General features: G+C 39.8%; 23 protein-coding genes and 1 tRNA gene. 18 read left to right on the top strand and 6 right to left on the bottom strand.

Annotated elements, in window-relative coordinates; translation table 11 throughout:
* The first annotated feature begins 160 nt into the window (after positions 1–160).
* The 13 genes from Q0371_RS05175 to Q0371_RS05115 all read left to right on the top strand — a co-directional run bounded on the left by Q0371_RS05175 (position 161) and on the right by Q0371_RS05115 (position 11,663).
* Entirely contained in the window at positions 161–1,339 is a 1,179-nt protein-coding gene (locus Q0371_RS05175) for an ATP phosphoribosyltransferase regulatory subunit (protein ID WP_298469069.1), read from the top strand.
* A complete protein-coding gene (gene hisG, locus Q0371_RS05170; protein WP_169359716.1) occupies positions 1,332–1,961 on the top strand; it encodes an ATP phosphoribosyltransferase in 630 nt (209 codons plus the stop codon). Before Q0371_RS05175 ends, hisG begins: the two co-directional genes overlap by 8 nt.
* An 11-nt stretch (positions 1,962–1,972) precedes the next feature.
* Positions 1,973–3,256 (top strand): histidinol dehydrogenase, encoded by a 1,284-nt coding sequence (gene hisD / locus Q0371_RS05165; RefSeq protein WP_298469190.1) that lies wholly within the window; start codon positions 1,973–1,975, stop codon positions 3,254–3,256.
* Positions 3,253–3,849: an imidazoleglycerol-phosphate dehydratase HisB gene (gene hisB, locus Q0371_RS05160; protein ID WP_298469066.1), complete on the top strand. Its 597-nt coding sequence runs from the start codon at positions 3,253–3,255 to the stop codon at positions 3,847–3,849. Before hisD ends, hisB begins: the two co-directional genes overlap by 4 nt.
* A gap of 11 nt (positions 3,850–3,860) precedes the next feature.
* Positions 3,861–4,601 (top strand): 1-(5-phosphoribosyl)-5-[(5-phosphoribosylamino)methylideneamino]imidazole-4-carboxamide isomerase, encoded by a 741-nt coding sequence (gene hisA / locus Q0371_RS05155; RefSeq protein ID WP_298469063.1) that lies wholly within the window; start codon positions 3,861–3,863, stop codon positions 4,599–4,601.
* Positions 4,602–4,626: 25 nt separating this feature from the next.
* Positions 4,627–5,253 (top strand): bifunctional phosphoribosyl-AMP cyclohydrolase/phosphoribosyl-ATP diphosphatase HisIE, encoded by a 627-nt coding sequence (gene hisIE / locus Q0371_RS05150; RefSeq protein ID WP_298469060.1) that lies wholly within the window; start codon positions 4,627–4,629, stop codon positions 5,251–5,253.
* 76 nt (positions 5,254–5,329) lie between these two features.
* Positions 5,330–6,859, top strand: a complete 1,530-nt coding sequence (locus tag Q0371_RS05145) for a tetratricopeptide repeat protein (RefSeq protein WP_298469055.1) — start codon at positions 5,330–5,332, stop codon at positions 6,857–6,859.
* A 69-nt stretch (positions 6,860–6,928) separates the two neighbouring features.
* Positions 6,929–7,879, top strand: coding sequence for a thioredoxin-disulfide reductase (gene trxB, locus Q0371_RS05140; RefSeq protein ID WP_169359711.1), 951 nt, complete (start codon positions 6,929–6,931; stop codon positions 7,877–7,879).
* 193 nt (positions 7,880–8,072) lie between these two features.
* Positions 8,073–8,543: an 8-oxo-dGTP diphosphatase gene (locus tag Q0371_RS05135; RefSeq protein WP_169359710.1), complete on the top strand. Its 471-nt coding sequence runs from the start codon at positions 8,073–8,075 to the stop codon at positions 8,541–8,543.
* Positions 8,544–9,431 carry an RNase adapter RapZ gene (gene rapZ / locus Q0371_RS05130; RefSeq protein ID WP_169359766.1) on the top strand — a complete coding sequence of 296 codons (888 nt, stop codon included), beginning with the start codon at positions 8,544–8,546 and terminating at the stop codon, positions 9,429–9,431. It abuts the gene before it with no gap.
* A gap of 4 nt (positions 9,432–9,435) precedes the next feature.
* A complete protein-coding gene (locus Q0371_RS05125) occupies positions 9,436–10,413 on the top strand; it encodes a YvcK family protein (RefSeq protein ID WP_169359709.1) in 978 nt (325 codons plus the stop codon).
* 31 nt (positions 10,414–10,444) lie between these two features.
* Entirely contained in the window at positions 10,445–11,386 is a 942-nt protein-coding gene (gene whiA, locus Q0371_RS05120; protein WP_169359708.1) for a DNA-binding protein WhiA, read from the top strand.
* A 19-nt stretch (positions 11,387–11,405) separates the two neighbouring features.
* Positions 11,406–11,663 carry an HPr family phosphocarrier protein gene (locus Q0371_RS05115; protein ID WP_298469050.1) on the top strand — a complete coding sequence of 86 codons (258 nt, stop codon included), beginning with the start codon at positions 11,406–11,408 and terminating at the stop codon, positions 11,661–11,663.
* Positions 11,664–11,727: 64 nt separating this feature from the next.
* Here the strand turns inward: Q0371_RS05115 and Q0371_RS05110 are convergent, their stop codons facing one another.
* Both Q0371_RS05110 and clpP read right to left on the bottom strand, forming a co-directional pair.
* A complete protein-coding gene (locus Q0371_RS05110; protein ID WP_169359706.1) occupies positions 11,728–11,985 on the bottom strand; it encodes a ribosomal protein L7/L12 in 258 nt (85 codons plus the stop codon).
* Positions 11,986–12,057: 72 nt separating this feature from the next.
* Complete coding sequence (clpP, locus tag Q0371_RS05105; protein ID WP_251555768.1) at positions 12,058–12,660, bottom strand: ATP-dependent Clp endopeptidase proteolytic subunit ClpP; 603 nt, start codon at positions 12,658–12,660, stop codon at positions 12,058–12,060.
* Positions 12,661–12,832: 172 nt separating this feature from the next.
* Between clpP and Q0371_RS05100 the strand changes: the two genes are divergently transcribed.
* Positions 12,833–12,904: transfer RNA gene (locus Q0371_RS05100), tRNA-Arg, on the top strand.
* Between the two features lie 74 nt (positions 12,905–12,978).
* Here the strand turns inward: Q0371_RS05100 and Q0371_RS05095 are convergent.
* On the bottom strand, positions 12,979–13,920 hold the full coding sequence (locus Q0371_RS05095) for a catalase family peroxidase (RefSeq protein ID WP_298469045.1): 942 nt from the start codon (positions 13,918–13,920) through the stop codon (positions 12,979–12,981).
* A 166-nt stretch (positions 13,921–14,086) separates the two neighbouring features.
* Here Q0371_RS05095 and Q0371_RS05090 point away from each other — a divergent pair, with 166 nt between their 5' ends.
* Together Q0371_RS05090 and Q0371_RS05085 are read left to right on the top strand one after the other, a co-directional pair.
* A complete protein-coding gene (locus tag Q0371_RS05090) occupies positions 14,087–14,740 on the top strand; it encodes a YgcG family protein (RefSeq protein ID WP_298469042.1) in 654 nt (217 codons plus the stop codon).
* 21 nt (positions 14,741–14,761) lie between these two features.
* Complete coding sequence (locus Q0371_RS05085) at positions 14,762–15,208, top strand: GNAT family N-acetyltransferase (RefSeq protein WP_298469038.1); 447 nt, start codon at positions 14,762–14,764, stop codon at positions 15,206–15,208.
* Positions 15,209–15,583: 375 nt separating this feature from the next.
* On the opposite strand, the gene Q0371_RS05080 is transcribed toward Q0371_RS05085, so the two are convergent.
* Entirely contained in the window at positions 15,584–15,982 is a 399-nt protein-coding gene (locus Q0371_RS05080) for a multidrug DMT transporter permease (RefSeq protein WP_298469035.1), read from the bottom strand.
* 627 nt (positions 15,983–16,609) lie between these two features.
* Here Q0371_RS05080 and Q0371_RS05075 point away from each other — a divergent pair.
* Positions 16,610–17,395 (top strand): cupin domain-containing protein, encoded by a 786-nt coding sequence (locus Q0371_RS05075; protein ID WP_298469185.1) that lies wholly within the window; start codon positions 16,610–16,612, stop codon positions 17,393–17,395.
* A gap of 784 nt (positions 17,396–18,179) precedes the next feature.
* Here the strand turns inward: Q0371_RS05075 and Q0371_RS05070 are convergent.
* Both Q0371_RS05070 and Q0371_RS05065 read right to left on the bottom strand, forming a co-directional pair.
* Complete coding sequence (locus Q0371_RS05070) at positions 18,180–19,310, bottom strand: hypothetical protein (RefSeq protein ID WP_298469033.1); 1,131 nt, start codon at positions 19,308–19,310, stop codon at positions 18,180–18,182.
* Entirely contained in the window at positions 19,288–19,809 is a 522-nt protein-coding gene (locus Q0371_RS05065; protein WP_251555756.1) for an RNA polymerase sigma factor, read from the bottom strand. Before Q0371_RS05065 ends, Q0371_RS05070 begins: the two co-directional genes overlap by 23 nt.
* A gap of 739 nt (positions 19,810–20,548) precedes the next feature.
* On the opposite strand from Q0371_RS05065, the gene Q0371_RS05060 reads away from it, so the two are divergent.
* Positions 20,549–20,782: a glutaredoxin family protein gene (locus Q0371_RS05060; RefSeq protein WP_298469029.1), complete on the top strand. Its 234-nt coding sequence runs from the start codon at positions 20,549–20,551 to the stop codon at positions 20,780–20,782.
* The last annotated feature ends 91 nt before the right edge of the window (positions 20,783–20,873 follow it).

Genomic DNA, 20,873 nt, shown 5'->3' with positions numbered 1-20,873 from the left:
TGCTCCAAGCGCTGAACCTGCTGGGGAGTGGTTGAGTGAATTAAAAGAGCTCTGAAATCTATAAGCTTATGAAGTTGACGAATAGTCTGAAATAGTATAAAATTTATTTAATTTATTATATTAGCACTCTACTACAGTGAAGTGAATTAGGGGTGGGACAATGAGTAAAATTCAAATGTTTGAGAAGCCGCTTGGTATGCGAGATTCGTTCCCAGAGGTTAATGAGCAAAAAGAGTACATAAGATCCGTCGCGAGAGAGTTTATTCGCACCAAAGGATATGATTTTATAAAAACACCATCGGTCGAGTATTTTGAGACGATTGGAAAGGCGTCGGCAATTGATGAGTCCTCATTATTTAAATTGGTGGATAACCAAGGAGAGATGCTCGTTTTACGACCTGATATGACGACTCCTATTGCTAGAATAGCAGCGTCCAAGCTATTAAAAGAAAAGAATCCGCTTCGTCTTGCGTATTATGCAAATGTCTTTCGTGCGCAACAACGGGAGGGTGGAAGGCCAGCGGAATTTGAGCAGCTGGGCTTAGAGCTGATTGGTGATTTTAGTCCTTACGGAGACAGCGAGATTATTTATACGGCTGTAGAGCTCATTAAAGCGTTAGGCGTGGAACATTTTCAAATTACGATTGGTCACGCTGGGCTTTTGACAGCTATTCTTTCCAATAATACAAACAAGTCGAAGCAGGTAGAAACGCTAAGAATGCTCCTAGTCGAAAAGAATTTTGTAGGATTTATGAAAATGCTGGATGACTTAGAGCTATCCGCTATTCAACAAGAGAATTTGACTATGCTGGTGGATCATACGATGGCAGCGAAATCCGTGGAAGATTTTAGACAGCTTTTGACAAACGAGCAGCAATATCTAGTGGATCAGATTATACAGCTCCAGCAGCTATTAGAGCTTCAGCTGAGTGATCCCTCTATTTATTCCTTCGACTTTTCATTAGCAAGCCATATGAGCTATTACACAGGTATGCTGTTTGAGATTCATGCTGCCGGCAGTGGCTTTCCTCTTGGAAATGGTGGAAGGTATGACGAGCTATTTAAGGAATTTGAACAAAATGTAGGGGCAACCGGCTTTGGATTAAGAGTAGATCGGCTGCTAGAGGTTCTCCCTAAAAAAGAGAAAAATGAAAAACATACACTTATTTTATTTGATAAAGGCTCCTTCCTAAAAGCTAATGTTCTAGCAGAGGCAAGACGTAGTATTGGGGAGCGCGTAACGCTTCAATATGAGGGCAGTGTCCATGATTTAGAGGCCTACCAATATAGCTTTCAGGAAATAATTAAGGTAGTAGAAGGTGGTTTTGCAGGTGAATGAATTAACGATTGCGATGCCGAAAGGGCGCATTTTCGAGGAAGCCTATCAACTATTTGTCGAAGCAGGGTTTAATTTACCAGCTGAAATTAGCGATTCTCGCAAGCTGATCGTAGAAGCGCCGGATGAGCGTATCCAGTTCATCCTAGCGAAGCCAATGGATGTCCCGGTTTACGTGGAGCACGGGGTTGCTGATATTGGAATAGCTGGCAAGGACGTTTTACTGGAGCAGCATCGAGATGTGCATGAATTATTAGATTTACATATTAGTAATTGCTATATTGCAACAGCAGGGCTGCCGAATACGGTGATGAATGAGATCGCCCCTCGTGTTGCAACTAAATATCCAACAATAGCTACTAATTTCTATAAGGAAAAAGGGGAGCAGGTGGAAATCATTGAGCTGAACGGTTCGATAGAGCTGGCTCCAATGATTGGCCTAGCCGACCGGATCGTGGATATCGTGTCGACAGGACAAACGCTAAAAGAAAACGGCTTAGTGGAATATGAAAGGATTGTGGATATATCCTCTCGACTAATCGTGAATCCTGTAAGCTATCGTGTAAAAAGTGAGCGGATTCGAGAGTTCGTTGCCAAGCTAAATAAAGAACTTCAAAAAAGGTAGGTAATACCATGATGAAAATAGAGAAGCTTACAGAAAGCATCACATTACAGCGCTCTGTGGAGCAGGCTAATATGACTCACTTCACAACCGTTCGAGAGGTTATTTCAGAGGTACAAGCAAATGGAGACCAAGCGTTACTCGCCTATACAGAAAAGTGGGATGGAGTTACGCTTTCCAGTCTGAGGGTGTCAGAGGAAGAGATGGAGGACGCGTTCATCGGCTTTGATCCTCAGCTGATAGAGGATTTGAAGGAAGCAGCGAATAATATTCGTACATTTCATGAGAAGCAGGCGAGACAAAATATTGAATTGGCTCTAGAGAAAAACTCGTTTATTCAATATAGAATCTCACCATTAGATGCAGTCGGCTTATATGTGCCAGGTGGGACAGCGGCATATCCATCGTCCGTACTCATGAATGCGATTCCAGCCATTGTCGCAGGTGTAACTCGAGTAGTTATCGTATCGCCACCTTCTAAGGATGGCAGGCTTCCTGCTTCGGTTCTAGTCGCAGCAAAAATAGCTGGAATAACAGAAATCTATAAGGTAGGAGGCGCTCAAGCGATTGCGGCGCTGGCTTACGGAACAGAATCCATTCAACCTGTGGATAAAATAACTGGACCAGGTAACAGTTATGTGGCACTTGCGAAACGAGAAGTGTTTGGCAAGGTGGCAATCGATATGATTGCTGGGCCAAGTGAAATAGCGATTATTGCCGATGATACTGCCTATGCAGATGAGGTAGCAGCCGATTTATTGGCACAGGCGGAGCATGATGCCTTTGCGAGTTCGGTTTTAATTACCACTAGTGAGCGTTTAGCCAAGCAGGTCTCCATAGAAGTAGAGAGACAGCTACAGCAGCTTCCTCGTGAAGAAATTGCACGGGCCTCTATAGAAAACTACGGTCGTATCTATTTGGCACAATCACTTCAAGAGGCAGTCAAGGCAACAAATGAGCTGGCCCCTGAGCATTTAGAAATTATTACGGAAAATGCAAAAGAGCTGAGTGAGCAGATCAAGCACGCTGGAGCTATATTCATCGGTCGATATAGCAGTGAGCCAGTTGGCGACTATTTTGCCGGTACGAACCATGTGCTTCCAACGAACAGTACGGCTCGTTTTTCAAGTGGCTTAAATGTAGACGATTTTGTAAAGAAAACGAGTGTCGTGTATTATTCGGAGGAAATGTGGCAGGAGCAATATCCTAAAATCGCTCGTTTGGCTAGACTCGAGCAATTAGAGGGACACGCTCGATCTGTCGAATCAAGAAGCTGGGAGAAGGGGAATGCAAAATGAAACCAAATCGAATTGCTAAAATAGATAGAATGACCAACGAAACAAAGGTTTATGTAGATATTAATCTGGATGGAGAGGGCAAGGCGGATATTGAGACTGGCGTTCCTTTTATGGATCATATGCTGGACCTGTTTACGAAGCATGGCCTGTTCGATGCCACGATTAAAGCAAATGGCGATACACATATAGACGACCACCACACAACGGAAGATATCGGTATTGTATTAGGGCAAGCAGTAAAAGAGGCACTAGGAGACAAAAAGAGTATCAAACGCTATGGAAATGCGTTTGTTCCAATGGATGATGCATTAGCCCAGGTTGTAATTGACATTTCAAACAGACCTCATTTAGAGTTCAGGGCACAGTTTCCGACACAAAAGGTAGGGAACTTTGATACAGAGCTGGTTCACGAATTTCTTTGGAAATTTGCATTAGAGGCTCGTATGAACGTCCATGTCATCGTACATTACGGAGCAAATACCCACCATATGATCGAAGCGATTTTCAAGGCACTAGCTCGAGCGATCGACGATGCCATTACAATAGATGATCGAGTGAAGGGTGTTCCTTCTACAAAGGGTCTACTTACATAAGGAGGAATTTCATGAGCTCAATACAAGTATATCCCGCAATCGATATGAAGGGCGGTAAATGTGTACGCCTGTATCAAGGGGATTATGAACAAGAAACTATATATGGAGACTCTCCATTTGATATGGCAAAAAAGTTTGTCGATGAAGGGGCAGCCTGGATTCATTTGGTTGATCTAGACGGGGCAAAGGATGGCGAAAAGATTCATGCCAAGGAGGTCATCCGTATTGCGAAAGAGCTACCGGTTAACGTTCAAATAGGCGGAGGAATACGATCTAGCGAGGATGTGAGCTACTATCTTGATCACGGGGTCAATCGTGTCATTATAGGTAGTCTTGCCATTTCACAGCCAGAGCTTGTTGCCGATCTGATTCAAGAGTATGGCGGTGATCGAATCGTCATTGGGTTAGATGCGAAGGACGGCATGGTAGCAACACATGGCTGGTTAGAAACGTCTAGCCAGTCAGCCATTGAAGTAGGGCAATACTTTGCCTCAAAAGGTGCGAAACACGTTATTTTTACAGACATTGCGACGGATGGAACATTGCAAGGTCCCAACTTAAAGGCGAACAAAGAGCTAGCAGAAGCAACCGGACTGTCGATTATTGTCTCGGGAGGAATCAGCTCCTTAGAAGACATCGAGGCAGTAGCGGAACTCTCTAAAATTTCTAGCGTTAGCGGAGTAATCACAGGAAAAGCGTTATACAACAATCGTTTTACATTAAAAGAGGCGCTACAAACAATAAGTAATTGAGCAAGCCTTGAAGGGGAGTAAGAATATGGCTACATTAACATTTGACGATAAAGGACTAATCCCAGTAATTGTACAGCATGCCGTTACAAGAGAGGTTTTAACGCTTGCATATATGAATGAAGAGGCATATGAAAAAACAGTGGAGACGAGAGAGGCATGGTTCTTTAGCCGAAGCAGACAAGAGCTTTGGCACAAAGGTGAAACGTCTGGAAATACTCAGCGTGTTGTATCGATTCAAACGGACTGTGACTCCGATGCACTCGTACTAGAAGTGCTGCCTAGTGGACCTGCTTGTCACACGGGAGAAGAGACATGCTTTCATAAGAGCTTAGAAAAATTTGAAGAGGCATCTGGCTATAATGTCCTTACTAATTTGATAAAAACGATTGAAGAACGTCAGCAAACGATGCCAGAAGGTGCCTATACTACTTACTTGTTTGAAAAAGGTGTAGACAAAATTTGCAAGAAGGTCGGAGAGGAAGCATCAGAGGTGATCATTGCCTCCAAAAATAATGATGCAGAGGAACTGAAATGGGAAGCGGCAGATCTCATTTATCACTTGCTTGTTTTATTGCAAAACCAAAAAGTCAGCTACTATGATTTATTACAGGTGTTACAAAAAAGACATGAAGCGAAAGCAGATAAAAAATAATACTTTATGATATACTGAAAATATACTAATAAGGAGCGTTTCCGTAACGTTCCTTATTATTTTTCGGAGGAGTATCTTGAATAAAAAAAAACGTAAGAAACTAGACAAAGAAAATATAATTTCATTTTTGCCGACTGGCGAATATTACTATAAAAAAGCATTAGATGAGCTTCAAAAAGATGAGTTACAAAAAGCACAAAAATATTTAAAGCGAGCAACTGATTTAAGTCCAGACGAACCAATGATCTTACTGCAATATGGGATCCTCCAAATGGAGTTCGATAACTATGATTACGCTCATGAGCTATTGAGAAGCGCGTATTCACTAGATCCGAACGAAGGAGATATCATTTTCTTTTTAGCTGAGGTAAACGCTCATTTGGGAAACTTTATAGAGGCAAATCGCTTTGCCAAAATCTATTTAGAAAAGGAAGTTAACGGAGAATATATGGAGGAAGCAATGGAAATCATTGATTTCACCGAGCAGGAGGATATCGTAAACCTTCAGCTGGATACCCCCTCTAGTGAGGCGCTTTTCCTTCAAGAAAAAGCCCGACGCTTTATGGAGCAGGGTAAATTTGTAGAAGCAGTTGAGCTGCTGGAATCGATCATTGCAGACCATCCTGATTTTTGGGCAGCGTTCAATAACCTAGCGCTTGCTTATTTTTATTTAGGAGAGGAAGAACAGGCTAAAGCATTACTGCATCAGGTATTACGAGAGAACCAAGGGAATATCCATGCATTATGTAACTTGGCTGTTATTCACTACTATGAAAAAAATAACGAGGAGCTTGAGGAAATCACAGCTCTTTTATCTAAAATAAATCCTTATTTTATCGAGCATCGCTATAAGCTAGGTGCGACTTTTGCGTTGATAGGGAAATATGAACAAGCCTTCAAATGGTTGAGAAGCATTCAACGAAAAGGATTTGAAGCAGATCCAGGCTTCTATTTTTGGCTTTCGCATTCTGCTTATTTTGCAGGGCATGAGGAAGTGGCTCGTAATGCGTGGAAAGCGCTTTTAAAGCTGGATCCAGAAAAAGCAGGCTTCGAGCCGTGGCTCCCACAAATGAAGGAGCTAGTAGAGCCAAATAACGAGGAACAAAAGAATTTAATCTTAGAAAAGCTAGAAAACAAAAATATTAGTGAACGTATTTTTGGCTTCTATCTGTTAGGGAAGTCTCGTCATCGCCAGGAAATTATCGCACACCCTAAGTGGATTGTAGTGGAGGAACTGACTACAATGGAGAAATTGTTTTTAGCTAATTCTCTTGGGCATAAATTCGATGAGAAATCTCCGGCAGAAAAAGCATTTTTGAGAGCCATTGCAGCTACGGATTTACTTTATGACAACAACAAGTCACTGGAGCAGTCAGAGACACTGTTATTACAAATGTGGTTTGTGCTAGTAGAGCGTGCGCTAGAAAAAGGGTATGGCTTTAAAAATCCGCGTGCTTTGGCAGCAGCGACTGAGTATATGTTCGTATCCTCACGAATGAAAAACGTGACGAAAAAACAATATGCGGAGCAATACGGAATCACTACAGCAACGCTCACGAAATATGTCAACGAGCTAATCCAATTCTTACCTTTTTCTGACTCCTAAGCATATTAGTTGATGAAGGGTACAAAATTAGTTAGATTGTTGGTATGTAGTACGTAGGAGGAATTATCGATGACAACTGAAAATATATATGACGTGATTATTATAGGAGCGGGCCCAGCAGGTATGACAGCAGCTGTATATACTTCCCGTGCAAACCTTTCCACTCTAATGATTGAACGTGGAATTCCAGGCGGCCAAATGGCTAATACAGAAGAGGTAGAAAACTACCCAGGATTTGAAACAATCTTAGGACCTGAGCTTTCTACTAAAATGTTCGATCATGCGAAAAAATTTGGTGCAGAATATGCATATGGTGACGTTTCCGAAGTAGTCGATAACGGAGACTATAAAACCGTAAAAGTAAGCGGTAAAGAATATAAAGCGTTAGCTGTTATCATCTCTTCAGGAGCTGAGTACAAAAAAATGGGTATTCCCGGCGAAACAGAGCTTGGTGGACGTGGCGTAAGCTATTGTGCAGTTTGTGATGGTGCTTTCTTTAAAGGGAAAGACCTAGTAGTTGTAGGAGGCGGGGACTCTGCAGTTGAAGAGGGTGCGTTCTTAACTAAGTTTGCGAACAAGGTAACAATCGTACATCGTAGAGATAAGCTTCGCGCTCAAAAAATTCTACAAGACCGAGCTTTTGCTAACGAAAAAATAGACTTCATTTGGAATACAACATTAAAAGAAATACACGGAACAGACGGTAAGGTTTCTAGCGTTACTTTAGTATCCACAGTGGATGGTTCCGAAAAAGAATTTTCAACAGACGGTGTATTCGTATATGTTGGAATGCTACCACTTACAAAACCATTTCATAGCCTTGGCATCTTAAATGAAAATGGTTATATCGTTACAAACGAGAAAATGGAAACAGCAGTACCTGGTATCTTTGGGGCAGGGGACGTTCGTGATAAAATGCTTCGTCAAATTGTCACAGCAACAGGTGATGGTAGTGTAGCAGCTTTATCAGCTCAGCATTATATTGAGCATTTAAAAGATAAAAACACATCAAATATTTAATTTAATTTTATCTTAATTTAACTGTAACTGTTCTGAAACATATTAAGTGTATAGTAAAGTATATAAATTGACCCCCTTTTTATATATGCAAGATTTGAACAGGCTGTTTTGCGATTTAAATCGTGAAGCAGCCTCTTTTTGTGCAAATTCATGTATAATATAAGGTAACTACAGACAGATGGAGTGACCATACGTGCAAAGAATCGCTAATTTACTTATTTGTAAAGACGACAAAGTTTTGTTATTAAAGAAACCACGTAGAAACTGGTATGTTGCACCAGGCGGAAAAATGGAAGAAGGAGAATCTATTCTTATTTCTGCTGTTCGTGAGTTTACGGAAGAGACAAACACTGTACCGATCAATCCACATTTAAAGGGAATCTATACAATGCTCATTGAAGAGGATGGGAAACGTCTAGATGAATGGATGTTATTTACCTTTATCGGAACAGATATAGAAGGAACTCCATATAAAGAAACTAAAGAAGGTGTGCTCGAATGGCACCCGGTTGAAGATTTAGCACATCTACCGATGGCAGAGGGAGATCGAACAAATCTATTGTTTGCTGTAAAGGAAAAGGGTATGCAATACGGTACTTTTGTATATACTCCAGATTTCGCATTAATCAGTGAAACTATTCAACATTCATGGGAGGATAAATAGATAGTGGAAACTCAGCAGAAGCCAGAAACAGAAGTAGTCATCATTACTGGAATGTCAGGAGCAGGAAAAACAGTAGCTATCCAAAGCTTTGAAGACCTAGGCTATTATTGCATAGACAATCTTCCTCCTGAGCTCCTAAGCACTTTTATCAAGCTAATGATTGAGTCAAATCAGCAACCGCGAAATATAGCAGCGGTAATGGATTTGCGTGGAGGGAAAATGTTTCATTCACTCGTTGACTCCGTTAACCAGCTTCAAGAAGCAACCTCTGTAACTCCAAAGGTGTTGTTTTTGGATGCACAGGATGAGGTTCTTGTCCGAAGATATAAGGAAACAAGACGCTCCCATCCGTTAGCAAATGCAGGATTGCCATTAGAAGGTATAAAAAAGGAAAGAGAGCTTCTTTCTGACTTAAAAGGCAGAGCACAATTTATTTATAATACATCCAAGATGAAGCCACGCGAGCTTCGAGAAAAAATTCAAGAGGAATTTTCGACAAATGGAAGCCAGGTCTTTACGGTGAACGTTATGTCCTTCGGATTTAAGCACGGAATTCCTATTGATGCAGATTTGGTTTTTGACGTTCGTTTTCTTCCAAATCCGTATTATATCGAGGAGCTCCGCTTAAAATCAGGACTAAATGAAGAGGTTTCTAGCTACGTTTTAAAATGGGCAGATACGAAGACGCTTATCGAAAAACTAAAAGACTTGTTTGCCTTCATGATTCCGCAATACAAGCGAGAAGGCAAGACGCAGCTTGTTATTGCCTTTGGCTGTACGGGCGGTCAGCACCGTTCTGTAACACTAGCAGAATATTTCGGTAAGGTTTTTAAGGAAGACGATGAAACAGTAATAACTCATAGAGATGTTACTATCAGGAAGGAATGACTTAATGGGTCGTACAAAACACCGTAAAAAAATAGTCATCATTGGTGGTGGTACTGGCTTATCTACCTTGCTTCGAGGACTTAAAAAACTTCCGTTAGATATTACTGCCATTGTTACAGTCGCAGATGACGGAGGGAGCTCCGGTAGATTAAGAGATGATTATGATATTCCGCCACCTGGTGATATCCGTAACGTCTTAGCAGCCTTATCAGAGGTAGAGCCGCTCGTAGAAGAAATGTTTCAGTTTCGCTTCACTAATTCCAGCGAACTCGAGGGACATTCCTTAGGCAATCTAATGATTACTGCTTTAACCTCGATTACAGGAGATTTCGCACATGCAATCACGGAAATGAGCCGTGTTTTAAATATTCATGGAAAAGTGCTTCCTGCTGCCAATCAGCTAGTCACACTCCATGCACAATTTGAGGATAAAACTATTGTTACAGGGGAATCTAAAATACCGGACTATGGGAAAAAGATAGAAAAGGTATTTATTACTCCTGACGATGTAAAGCCACTGCCAGAGGCAATTAACCTAATCCGCCAAGCGGATATTATAGCAATTGGACCAGGTAGCCTTTATACTAGTATTTTGCCTAATCTCTTAGTCGAAGATATTCGTAAGGCAGTCATCCGTTCGAAGGCTAAAAAAGTGTACATTTGCAATCTGATGACACAAGCTGGAGAAACGAATAACTATACTGCGTATGATCATGTAGAAGCATTGATCGACCATGTAGGCGAAAACTTTATAGATTCTTTGTTGATAAGTAATGAGGAAATTCCTGAAAATGTTCAGTATTTATATAAGCAGGAGAAGGCTTCTCCCGTTAAAATTGATATAGAGAAATTAGAAACACTAGACATAGAAATCGTTAAGAAGGACATTTCCATCGTATATAATGGCGCTGTCCGTCATGATGCGATAAAAGTAGCGGAATGGCTTTACGAATATGCAGGCCAAAAAGGATTCAAACAATAGAGAGGCTCTGCAAGAAAGGGGGAAACGTTATATGTCGTTTGCTTCTGAAACAAAAAAAGAGATGACACAGGAGGAGGCTGAGCCTTGCTGTTCGAAGGCAGAGCTTTCAGCGCTCATCCGTATGAATGGTTCTCTTTCTTTTAGCAACAAAATGCTTAGCTTGGATGTCCAAACCGAAAATGCGGCGATTGCCCGAAGGCTGTATACGTTGATCAAATCGTTGTATCAGCTGAATGTGGAAGTACTTGTTCGTAAAAAGATGCGTCTTAAAAAGAATAATGTCTATATTTGCCGAGTAAGAGAAGGCTCCAAGAGGCTATTAGAGGATTTAATGATTTTGAAGGAAGGCTTTGAATTTGAGTATTCGATTTCACAGGAGCTTGTCAAAAAGAACTGCTGTAAAAGAGCTTACCTACGTGGAGCTTTCTTAGCAGGAGGCTCTGTCAATAATCCAGAAACTTCCTCTTATCACTTAGAAATTTACTCCTTATATAAAACACATAGCGACGCATTAGTCGATTTAATGAACTTTTATGAATTAAATGCAAAAACCATTGAACGTAAAAAAGGTTTTGTGGCATATTTAAAGGAAGCAGAAAAAATTTCTGACTTTTTAAGCATCGCTGGAGCACATCGTGCCCTCTTAAAATTTGAGGATGTGCGAATCATCCGAGACATGCGGAACAGTGTTAATCGCTTGGTCAACTGTGAAACGGCCAATTTGAACAAAACCATCAGTGCAGCTATCCGACAAGTGGATAACATCCGTTTTATCGATAATGCAATCGGGCTGGATCAATTGCCTGAGAAGCTTCGAGAAATTGCCCGTCTTCGTGTCGAGTATCAGGATGTAACCCTAAAGGAGCTAGGCGACATGGTATCCACTGGAACTGTAAGTAAATCAGGTGTTAACCATCGCTTGCGTAAGCTGGATGAAATAGCAGATGCTTTAAGAAGAGGCGAATCAATTTAAAGAAATGGGGCTAAGGATTATGGCGGAACAACAGGTCGAAGTAAAATTACAATCAGGACTACAAGCGAGACAAGCAGCTTTATTTGTACAAGCAGCGAATCGTTTTATAGCAGATGTGTTTCTTGAAAAAGATGACAAAAAGGTAAACGCTAAAAGTATCATGGGAATCATGAGCCTTGCGATTAGCAAGGGCGCTACTGTTACTTTGAGTGCTGAAGGCTCTGATGAAGAGGAAGCTGTGGAATCATTAGTTAAGTTCATTTCTAATGCTGAATAAATAAAGAGAGCTGTTATCTAGTCCGCTTGGATTAGATAACAGCTTTTTTTTCGTAGAAGTGACATTAAATATGGTTAAGCACTTTATCTACATATTTCTTTGCTGGTACTAGTCCTAAGCCTGTTTCATTCCGAACAAGCTTGACCATTTCAACCTGGCTGCTGTCATTATTATTCATCTCTACGATTTGTTTTTCTAAGGCTTTGTCTCCTTTAAACGGAAGGGCCTGTTGTGATTCTAATTTTTTTATTTTGCTTTGTAGACTTACGATGTAAATGACTAAGGACAATATGATTAACAGAGAACTTATTGTATATAGCAAATGGAACACAACCTTTCGTCTTTTTATAAAAAAATCCAAGGCAGAGAATCACCGCCTTGGATTTATATTATATTATTTTAAATCTTTTTTCATGTCGCTACGTGAAATGATATGGTCGATTAGACCGTATTCTAATGCACGCTCTGCTGGCATGAAGTTATCGCGATCTGTGTCTTTTGAAACGACTTCAATCGGTTGACCAGTACGTTCAGCCATAATTTGGTTTAGCTTGTCGCGTAGGTATAAGATACGTTTTGCTGCAATCTCGATTTCCGTTGCTTGCCCTTGAGCTCCACCAAGTGGTTGGTGAATCATAACCTCAGCATTTGGAAGTGCATAGCGTTTGCCTTTTGTTCCAGCTGTAAGTAAGAAAGCACCCATTGATGCTGCCATACCGATACAAATAGTTTGTACGTCTGGTTTAATGAATTGCATTGTATCGTAGATAGCCATACCTGCTGTAATACTTCCGCCTGGGCTATTGATATAGATAGAGATATCTTTTTCTGGATCCTCTGCTTCTAGGAATAAAAGCTGTGCAACGATCGAGTTTGATACGTTGTCATCAATCGCGCTACCAAGCATGATGATGCGGTCTTTTAATAATCTAGAATAAATGTCATACGCACGCTCGCCGCGATTTGTTTGTTCAATAACTGTAGGGATTAAATTCATCCTGGATTGCCTCCTTCAAGGTAATTGTTAGTGTTTTTTTAGTGTGTACTGAGAAATTCTGCCTCAGTTGTAACTTTATCATACATGGAATGGTCAAGGAAGGTCAAATATTAAGCTTTGAAATGTTTACTTGAATTATTCCTATACCATTTGTATAATAGAAAGGTCGCTTGCCCCTGTAGTTTAATGGATATGACGTAAGATTCCGGTTCTTGAGATGGGGGTTCGATTCCCTCCAGGGGCGTCCATAACAGTTAGAAACACTCGAATTCGTTCGAGTGTTTTTTTATGCTCATTTACTATGTGTTTGGGGCTTTCTTATTCATTCTTACTTCTCCTCTCATATGATTCAGCATATGCTCCACTTCGAAAGTGTAGTATGGGATCGTCCGTTAGCTCGATTCCCTTTGGAATAATCGTTGGGTCGTAAACAATGTCTTCCTTAGGATGTATTTTATTTCTAATTTCCAAACGACCTATATTCACTTTTCTTCTATCTTCTGGCCACATATCCGTCGCATCGTTTGGGTTATCCCCTTCCTCTGCTAAGCGGATGAACAGATCAAACTGGACTGGCCCCCGTTTTAATCGGTCGTCGAGCTCCTCCGTCAAATAGTTGGCTGAAATCGATTTGCTTGTTAGAGCAGGATCCTTTGTTTCATCAACTGGGACCCATTCGTATTTGATTGCTTGGCGTTCGCCGTCTTTATTAACGAAATAGAAGGCGTGGATAGGATAGTAGTGAAGCTCAGCGTAGCTCGTTGGTGGCTGCTTTGCCTGCTCCTTAATGATTTGAATGACCTCTTTGCTATGTGGATATTTTTTAGAAACTAGCTCCACCATATTAATGGCCCGGTCAATCGTTTTAATCCCAGTTTTTTTATCCGTAAATATCTCAATCATATCGATAAACTCTCTAGGACTGCTTGTGACGAACATCGGTACAGTGGAGCTCACTAAATTGGTGAAGCTTCCATCGGGTAGCTCAAATTGAACGGCGAGCCCTTTGGCAGGAACAAGATAATCGACGGAAGCAGGGTTAGGGGGGCTATTGGAAAAACGAGCAGTAGCAGGAATTGCTTCTCTATGAAGATGGGGTGCAACCGTATAGGGTACAGCATTCCCATTCGGAAGAAATGTTGCCTCATACATATCCCCCTTAGCGTGTGCGCGCCTCGCTCCAGGGAATTTTCCTTGAATCTGCTCCAGTGCATCAATGGCTTCTTTTGGTGTTAAATCCTCGTTATGTACTTGGTCCATTTGTTTACCTCCTTTATTTACTGTCTAATCTATATCATTACCACTCTTTTCCTATATTAAACTCGTAAAAGGGACTTCTAATAGTCATAATTCATGTATAATATAATTAACTTATCAGAATAAAATAAAAATGATGAGACTGCAGGCTGAAAGGGGAATGGCACTGTTGAATAAAGCAATACATCTGCTAGTTATAACCTTCCTTATTTTGTTGTTCTCTCCTTTAAGTACAGGGGCTGCTGGAGATATATCAAAGGATACCTATTTAGTAGATGAAGAGAACTTTTTAACAGAAGAAACGAAGCAGGAAGTAAAAATACTGGGAGATAAATTAAAAAAAGGAACGACCGCTCAGCTGGTTGTGATGATTATCGAGCATGTAGGAGATCAGTCGGCAAGTGAATTTAACATGGATATCATACGAGAGAACCAAATAGGAAGTGTACGAAATAAGAATGGCTTACTATTTTTAATCGAGACGGATCCGGTTAACGGGGGAGGTCCGGCAGTAGAGATTACAGTGGACCGTGACTTGGAAAAAGCACTTTCAGATGCCAAAATAGATCAGATAATCGATCGGTATACGATGCCTTATTTAAACCAGGGTCTAATCGATGAGGCTGTAATCTCAACCTATCAGGCTTTGTCCAATGAGGTTTCCAAGCATTACGGTATTTCGGAGGGGCTAACGAAGCCACAGCCCTATACAAGTAACAGCCTACAGGACAGTATCTCTATCCCAACCATAATCATTATCCTTTTAGTCATCTTCCTCCTATCTAGAATGGTAAATGGTAAAAGAAAAAAGCAGAGAGATTAACAAAAGAAACGGGGAAGCAGAATGAAACTAGTAGAAATAAATAAGGATAACTGGCTGAAAACAGTCCTTCTAACAACTAACGAGGATGGCAAAGGAACCGTAGTAGAGAAATTTGTTGCCTCCAACGCATTATCCATCACCCAATCAGTCTATGAAACAGGATGGACTATAAAAGGTATCGAAGCAGAGGACAAGCTCATCGGCTTTGCCATGTACGGGTTTGATGAAGAAACTGCACACTACTGGATCTGCCGCTTTATGATCGATCATAAAAGCCAAGGAAAAGGCTATGGCAGAAAAGCAGTAGAGCTAGTGCTGGATGAAATGAAACAATTGGACGGCTGCAATTCCATCTATTTATCCACGGAGCCAGAAAACGAAATAGCCATCAAGCTCTATGAAAGCCTCGGCTTCGAAAAAACAGGCAACATTAACGAAGGCGAAGCAGAGTTTGTGTTAAAGGTTTAGAGAAATTAAGGTGGGAGAAATAGATTAACTGGCTCTGTACACGGGGAGAGCACGTAAAAAAGCAAAGCAAATGGGGATACAATTCTTCTAATTGCACTGCTAATAATTTTGTTAATTGAAGGAAGAAAATTGTTTTGAAATCACTGGAACAATGATATTAAATTCATAACCCTTCTCAATTTTAAAAAATTTGACCCATAAATATCGAGTAATCTTCCACTTAGGTTCTCATAATAGAATAAAAAGAAAAATTCCTTCTTTTATAAAGTAGGAATTTTTATTGTTTTAATATATTTTGTATTGCTTAAAAAAACTAGTTCCGCATGGTGAACTTAAAAAGTGAGACGCCCTATATAAATTCCCGTTTAATATATGTTAGACGGATATTTTTGATTGATTTCTTAATGGATTCGAGCGCATCACTAACATAAACCAGATGGCAAACCCAAGATAAACTAATGTCATAATAACAATTATAAAATGAAACTGCTCCATCAACTGCCGGAGTAAGGCAAAAAAGACAACGACGCAATGTATCAGATTTCCCAATACGACAGGTTTGTTATAGATGCCGCCAATTAGGGAAGAACGTGTAAACCAGTTCAACATTGCAAAACCTAAATATAGTCCTCCGATGATTTGCAGAAGAATCAGAGTAATGGGCGAAGGGTCAATCCCTAATACATTTGAAATTTCTTCGGGAATAAAGGTTCCTGCCAATCCCAACAAACCCATCACTACAGCACTACTAATCAAAAGCCATTTTGTTTTCATTTTTTTCCCCTTTTCATCTAGTCTTGAAATTTTGTACACAGTAACGAAACAGAGTATATATTAGCTTCAAAATGTATTAAACCAGGAGTACAGTCTTAAGTAATTTTACAGGATATCGTTAAACTGCATCCTAGAAACATAAATTAGCCTACCTTTAAGATATCAATGAAAGTTTTAGCCACTTTTGGGTGAGGGGGTGTGTGACATCGAGTATTCATTTAAAGTTCTTTTATCCATAAGAATATCGTCCCCCCACCGAACAACAATCGTTAAATTAACCTTGATATAACCCCTGGATAGATAATTTATTATATTCAATGAAACTCCACTTTTTACCTTTATGGAAGAGCTAGCTTCAACAAATTTTTGACGTTCCCTAATCAAGAGCATTTCAGCTGCAAGAATGACTTTCTTTTCTCATGTTTTTGGCCATGCTGGTTTAACTAACTCGCTGCTCTTTTGGGGTAGTGGTAGGGGGTAGTAAAAAACGTTGGTTGTAGGAAAACGTGGAGTAATTGTCGTCGTTTTTAATCTCAAATTGTTCTCTTATGGCAACATTTAGTATACCCTGCTGACACCACACATAAGATGGATTATTAATAAAATGAAGTGAAGGGATTGATAAAAATGTATTATGCACCTTATATGTATCAATATCCTTATTATGCAAATTCTCCACAGTATATCTACGGAAACACTCATGGTTATTGGGCAGTTCCGAATGAGGTGGCATTTGGTTCACACCATTCTTATTATGAGAACGTGTTAAAAGACTATGGAGCAAACCCTTTTGTTATTAATATTAATGAGGCAACCAAAGTAAATCAGACGTTTCGTACTGCACTATGGACAGGAAGTCGTTTGCAAGTCACTTTAATGAGCCTTAATGTAGGGGAAGATATCGGTTTGGAAATACACCCTGAAGTGGATCAATTCCTACGTATTGAACAAGGTCAAGGAATAGTTCAAATGGGTAATAGTAAAGATAATCTAAATTTGCAATGGAGTGTATTCGATGATACAGCAGTTGTAATACCAGCTGGAACGTGGCATAATCTCACAAATACCGGAAATGTTCCTTTGAAACTATATTCCATATATGCCCCGCCAAACCATCCATTTGGTACAGTTCATAAAACTAAAGCGGATGCAATGGAGATGGAACATGGAAATGGAATTACAAAATATTATGGGAAGACTCCAGATGAGTGGGTTAAGCACACAGAATTTCTGGTTAAAGAAGGCATGGAAGACGTTGAACGAGGAATTAATATGACACATATCCTTCAAGAGTTTATTTTAATGGGAGTTCTTGTTGGAAAGGGATATTCTCCTGAAAAAGCATATGAAACAGTAGAGGAATGGGAACGTACAGGAGAATCACAAATTCTCCAGCAAAGCAAAAAAATGTAGAGCCTAAGAGGTAATCAAAAAAAACAGATGAAGAAAACGAATCGTTTTCTTCATCTGTTTTTTTTAGTGAAGATAAAGGCTATTGTCTTTCGTTATGAGGGTATTGTCGTAAACTAAGCAGTGATTGTAGTAATCCGTAGAGTGATTGTCGTAAAAAATCATCAGAGAGAGCTCGTGGAATTGGATTGTAGTAATCTACGAGTGCATTGTCGTAAACTATGCGAGGATTGTAGTAATCCGTGGAGTGATTGTCGTAAAAATTCATTAGAGAGAGTCCACGGAATTGGATTGTAGTAATCTACGAGTGCATTGTCGTAAACTAGGCAGTGATTGTAGTAATCCATGGAGTGATTGTCGTAAAAATTCATCAGTGAGAGTCCACGGAATTGGATTGTAGTAATCTACGAGTGTATTGTCGTAAACTAAGCAGTGGTAGTAGTAATCCGTGGAGTGATTGTCGTAAATTAAAACGCTAGGAATTTCAGGTAAACTAGCCAGCTGGTGAAGGTAGGCGGCAAATGGGGTGGGGTCTATGAGTGAACGGTTTGAATTAAGTTTTAAAAACAAGGAAGTAAGAATGTGGTGTTATTTAGCTATACCAACGTTTATAATATTAATCCTTATGATTAATTATAGTGATACAAACTATCAGTTTTTTGTTCTTTTGGCGTTTTGGGCTATCTTTTATACGTGGCGTTATTTTTATAGGAAGAAAAACAAAGATAAAACGAGCTAGCCATAGCCTAGCTCGTTTAAATCATTATTTGACATAGTTGGTGTTCTGTTAATCTGTCTCAGCAAATGTAGTGAGCATCTTTGTAACCTTCTTATAGACATCTTGATGAGAGCTTATAGTGATATCGCCAGTAATCCCCATATCCATGCCTGGAGCGTATACTAGTTTGCCATCATCGTATAGAGTCACCGTGTATAATGTCATTCCTTGATCAGCCTCGTTTGTTAAATAGATTTGAAAGCTATCTACTTGAGATATTAATTCAGCTCTCCAGTTGCTTTCATCCTCGGTAACCTCTTGAATAGGTAAATCGTTAATGGAATCCATTATTTCATTTATTTGAACTGTGTCAGTTGTACAGCCGTTTATTTGCTTGGAGCCAGTTCTCCCATTAAAGCAAATGGAATCAAATGAAACGTCAATAGACGGCTTCCTGTTATTAAAATAGGCATCAAAATTGGGGATGATATCATATAGATGATTGCCATCTGGAGCTAACATTAAGTTATATCTCCCTATTTTTCCAGGCTCTGTTTTAGAAAAGATATATTCTTCTTTTAACGTGTGAAAGATTTTCTGCCCTTTGCTGTTGGTTAAGGAAACCTCCACTTCTGTACGATAAATAGTAGGGTGATCCTTGTCCTGTTTAATCTGAACCCTCTCTAATTGCATGTCTATATTGCTGTCGATTAATTGGTGATTATATTTGAATACCATGTTAATGTTTAGGGCAGTTTCCAACAAGTTTTCTGTAAAATATTTATCAAAGCTCGAATAGTAATAATTCATCAGGTCCTTATATTCCTTTGATACTAACAGCATATCGTACTCTTCAGGATTTTCTTCTACTGTTTTGCTTTGGAGATTCAACCACTCCTCACTTAATCGGTTGAATTCCATATCCGGCCCATTATATTCTTTTTCAATGACTGCCATAATTACTTCCTCGTTCGTAAGAGACTGTGCTGTTTGCTCGGTTTCTGCTGGAATCATGTTTGTGATCAGGAAATAGGAGGCGATGGCTATAGCTGCTAATGCAAGGACGGCGGGAAATGTTCTTCGTTTTTTCTGTTCCGTTCGTTCCTTTATTGCTAGCCATGTATTTCGTCTTGCTTCATTAGAACGTTCGACATGCTTCATTTCCTCAAAAAGCTCATCAAATTCCTTTGACGGTTCCATTTACATAACCTCCTTTTTGATGAAATTCCTTTTTTAGCGCCTCGAGTGCACGCATCATTTTCATCTTGACCTTTGCCTCGGTCCATCCAAGAATGAAGGCAGTTTCCTGGATGGAGCATTCCTGGATTTTTCGCAGAATGATCACCTCTTGATAATCCTTCTTTAGTAAGCGTAAGGAATCATACATCCGTGTCAGCTTTTCTTTTCGTTCGATGTGACCTTCTGGGGAAAGCTCCTTTGTTTCTATATCATGATTCTTTTCAAATGAAAAAAACTGAACGACTCGTTTTCTTCGAAAATAATCATACGTAACATTGCGAGCGATTTTAAGTATCCACGTAGCAGGGGAAGCTTGCTTATCAAAGGAAGCATATCCCTTAAATGCTTTGTAAAAGGTTTCCTGTGTCAGGTCCTCGGCACTCTCTTTATGACGGACAAGTAAATAAATATAGCCGTAAACCCGGTCGCTGTGATCTCTATATAGCTGTTCCATTTCCATCTCCTGACCCCCTTAATGCAATAGACGAACGAATAAATGAAAAGTATCGTTTTTAGAAAGTGAATTTTCCGATATAATCCTAGTGGTAATAAAACTTTAACTTAGTTATTTTCATGAAAATAGCCTATTACTAATTAAACACAACCAATCTTATCTCTTTATATTGATTGAAACGACAGGCGACGACTCCGGTGGGATGAGTGAGACAGATAAGACATCACAACCACGCGCGTAAGCGATGAGGTGATGGCTTATCGCTCACCCCACGGAAAGCGTTCGACTAAAGCGAAAATCAATTCTACGCTACTCATAAAAAGCATTTAAATCTCGTTATTATCTTTCAATAGTTCATGTTTTTCTATGAAAAAAGTTAATTTATAAATAGCCCTTTACCAATCAAACACGAACACTTTCTTTCTATTGATTGAAGCGGCAGGCGACGACTCCAGTGGGATGAGTGAGACAGATAAGACATCACAACCACGCGCGTAAGCGATGGGTGATGGCTTATCGCTCACCCCACGGAAAGCGTTCGCCTAGAGCGGAAATCAACTCTACATTCTCATAAAACATCATTTACACTTCATTATTCTCTTTAATTAGTTCGTATTTTAAAAATGAAATACATCCTCTTCTATTTTACCTTTTAAGGAATATTTTGTATGCAAAACATTCGGCACGCTTTTAATAGGTTAAAAGTTTATAATAAGAGAAGCTAAACGATGGGGGGACACAGAAAATGATTGTCCATTTCTATACAAGACCAGGTTGTCATTTATGTGAGGACGGAAGAATGATGCTGAAGCTGGTGCAGGAGGACGTGCCATTTCAAATAGTGGAGCATAATATAGAAGAAGATGATCAGCTGCACGAAAAATTTATGCTCATGATTCCGGTTGTGGAATATCATGGAGAAATCATACAGTACGGGAATCTCGACTATGTGACACTGCTGGAAGCATTAGAAAAATAATGCTTCCAAACACATATATTGCTATTTGGAATATATTAAAGTATTATGATTATAGAAATTAAATTTTTTTTAAGTAGATGGGACATTTTTA

It is taken from the genome of uncultured Psychrobacillus sp. (assembly GCF_938022135.1).
GTDB lineage: Bacteria > Bacillota > Bacilli > Bacillales_A > Planococcaceae > Psychrobacillus.
The sequence above is the reverse complement of the archived record's forward strand: the minus strand, read 5'-3'. Positions and strand labels throughout refer to the sequence as shown.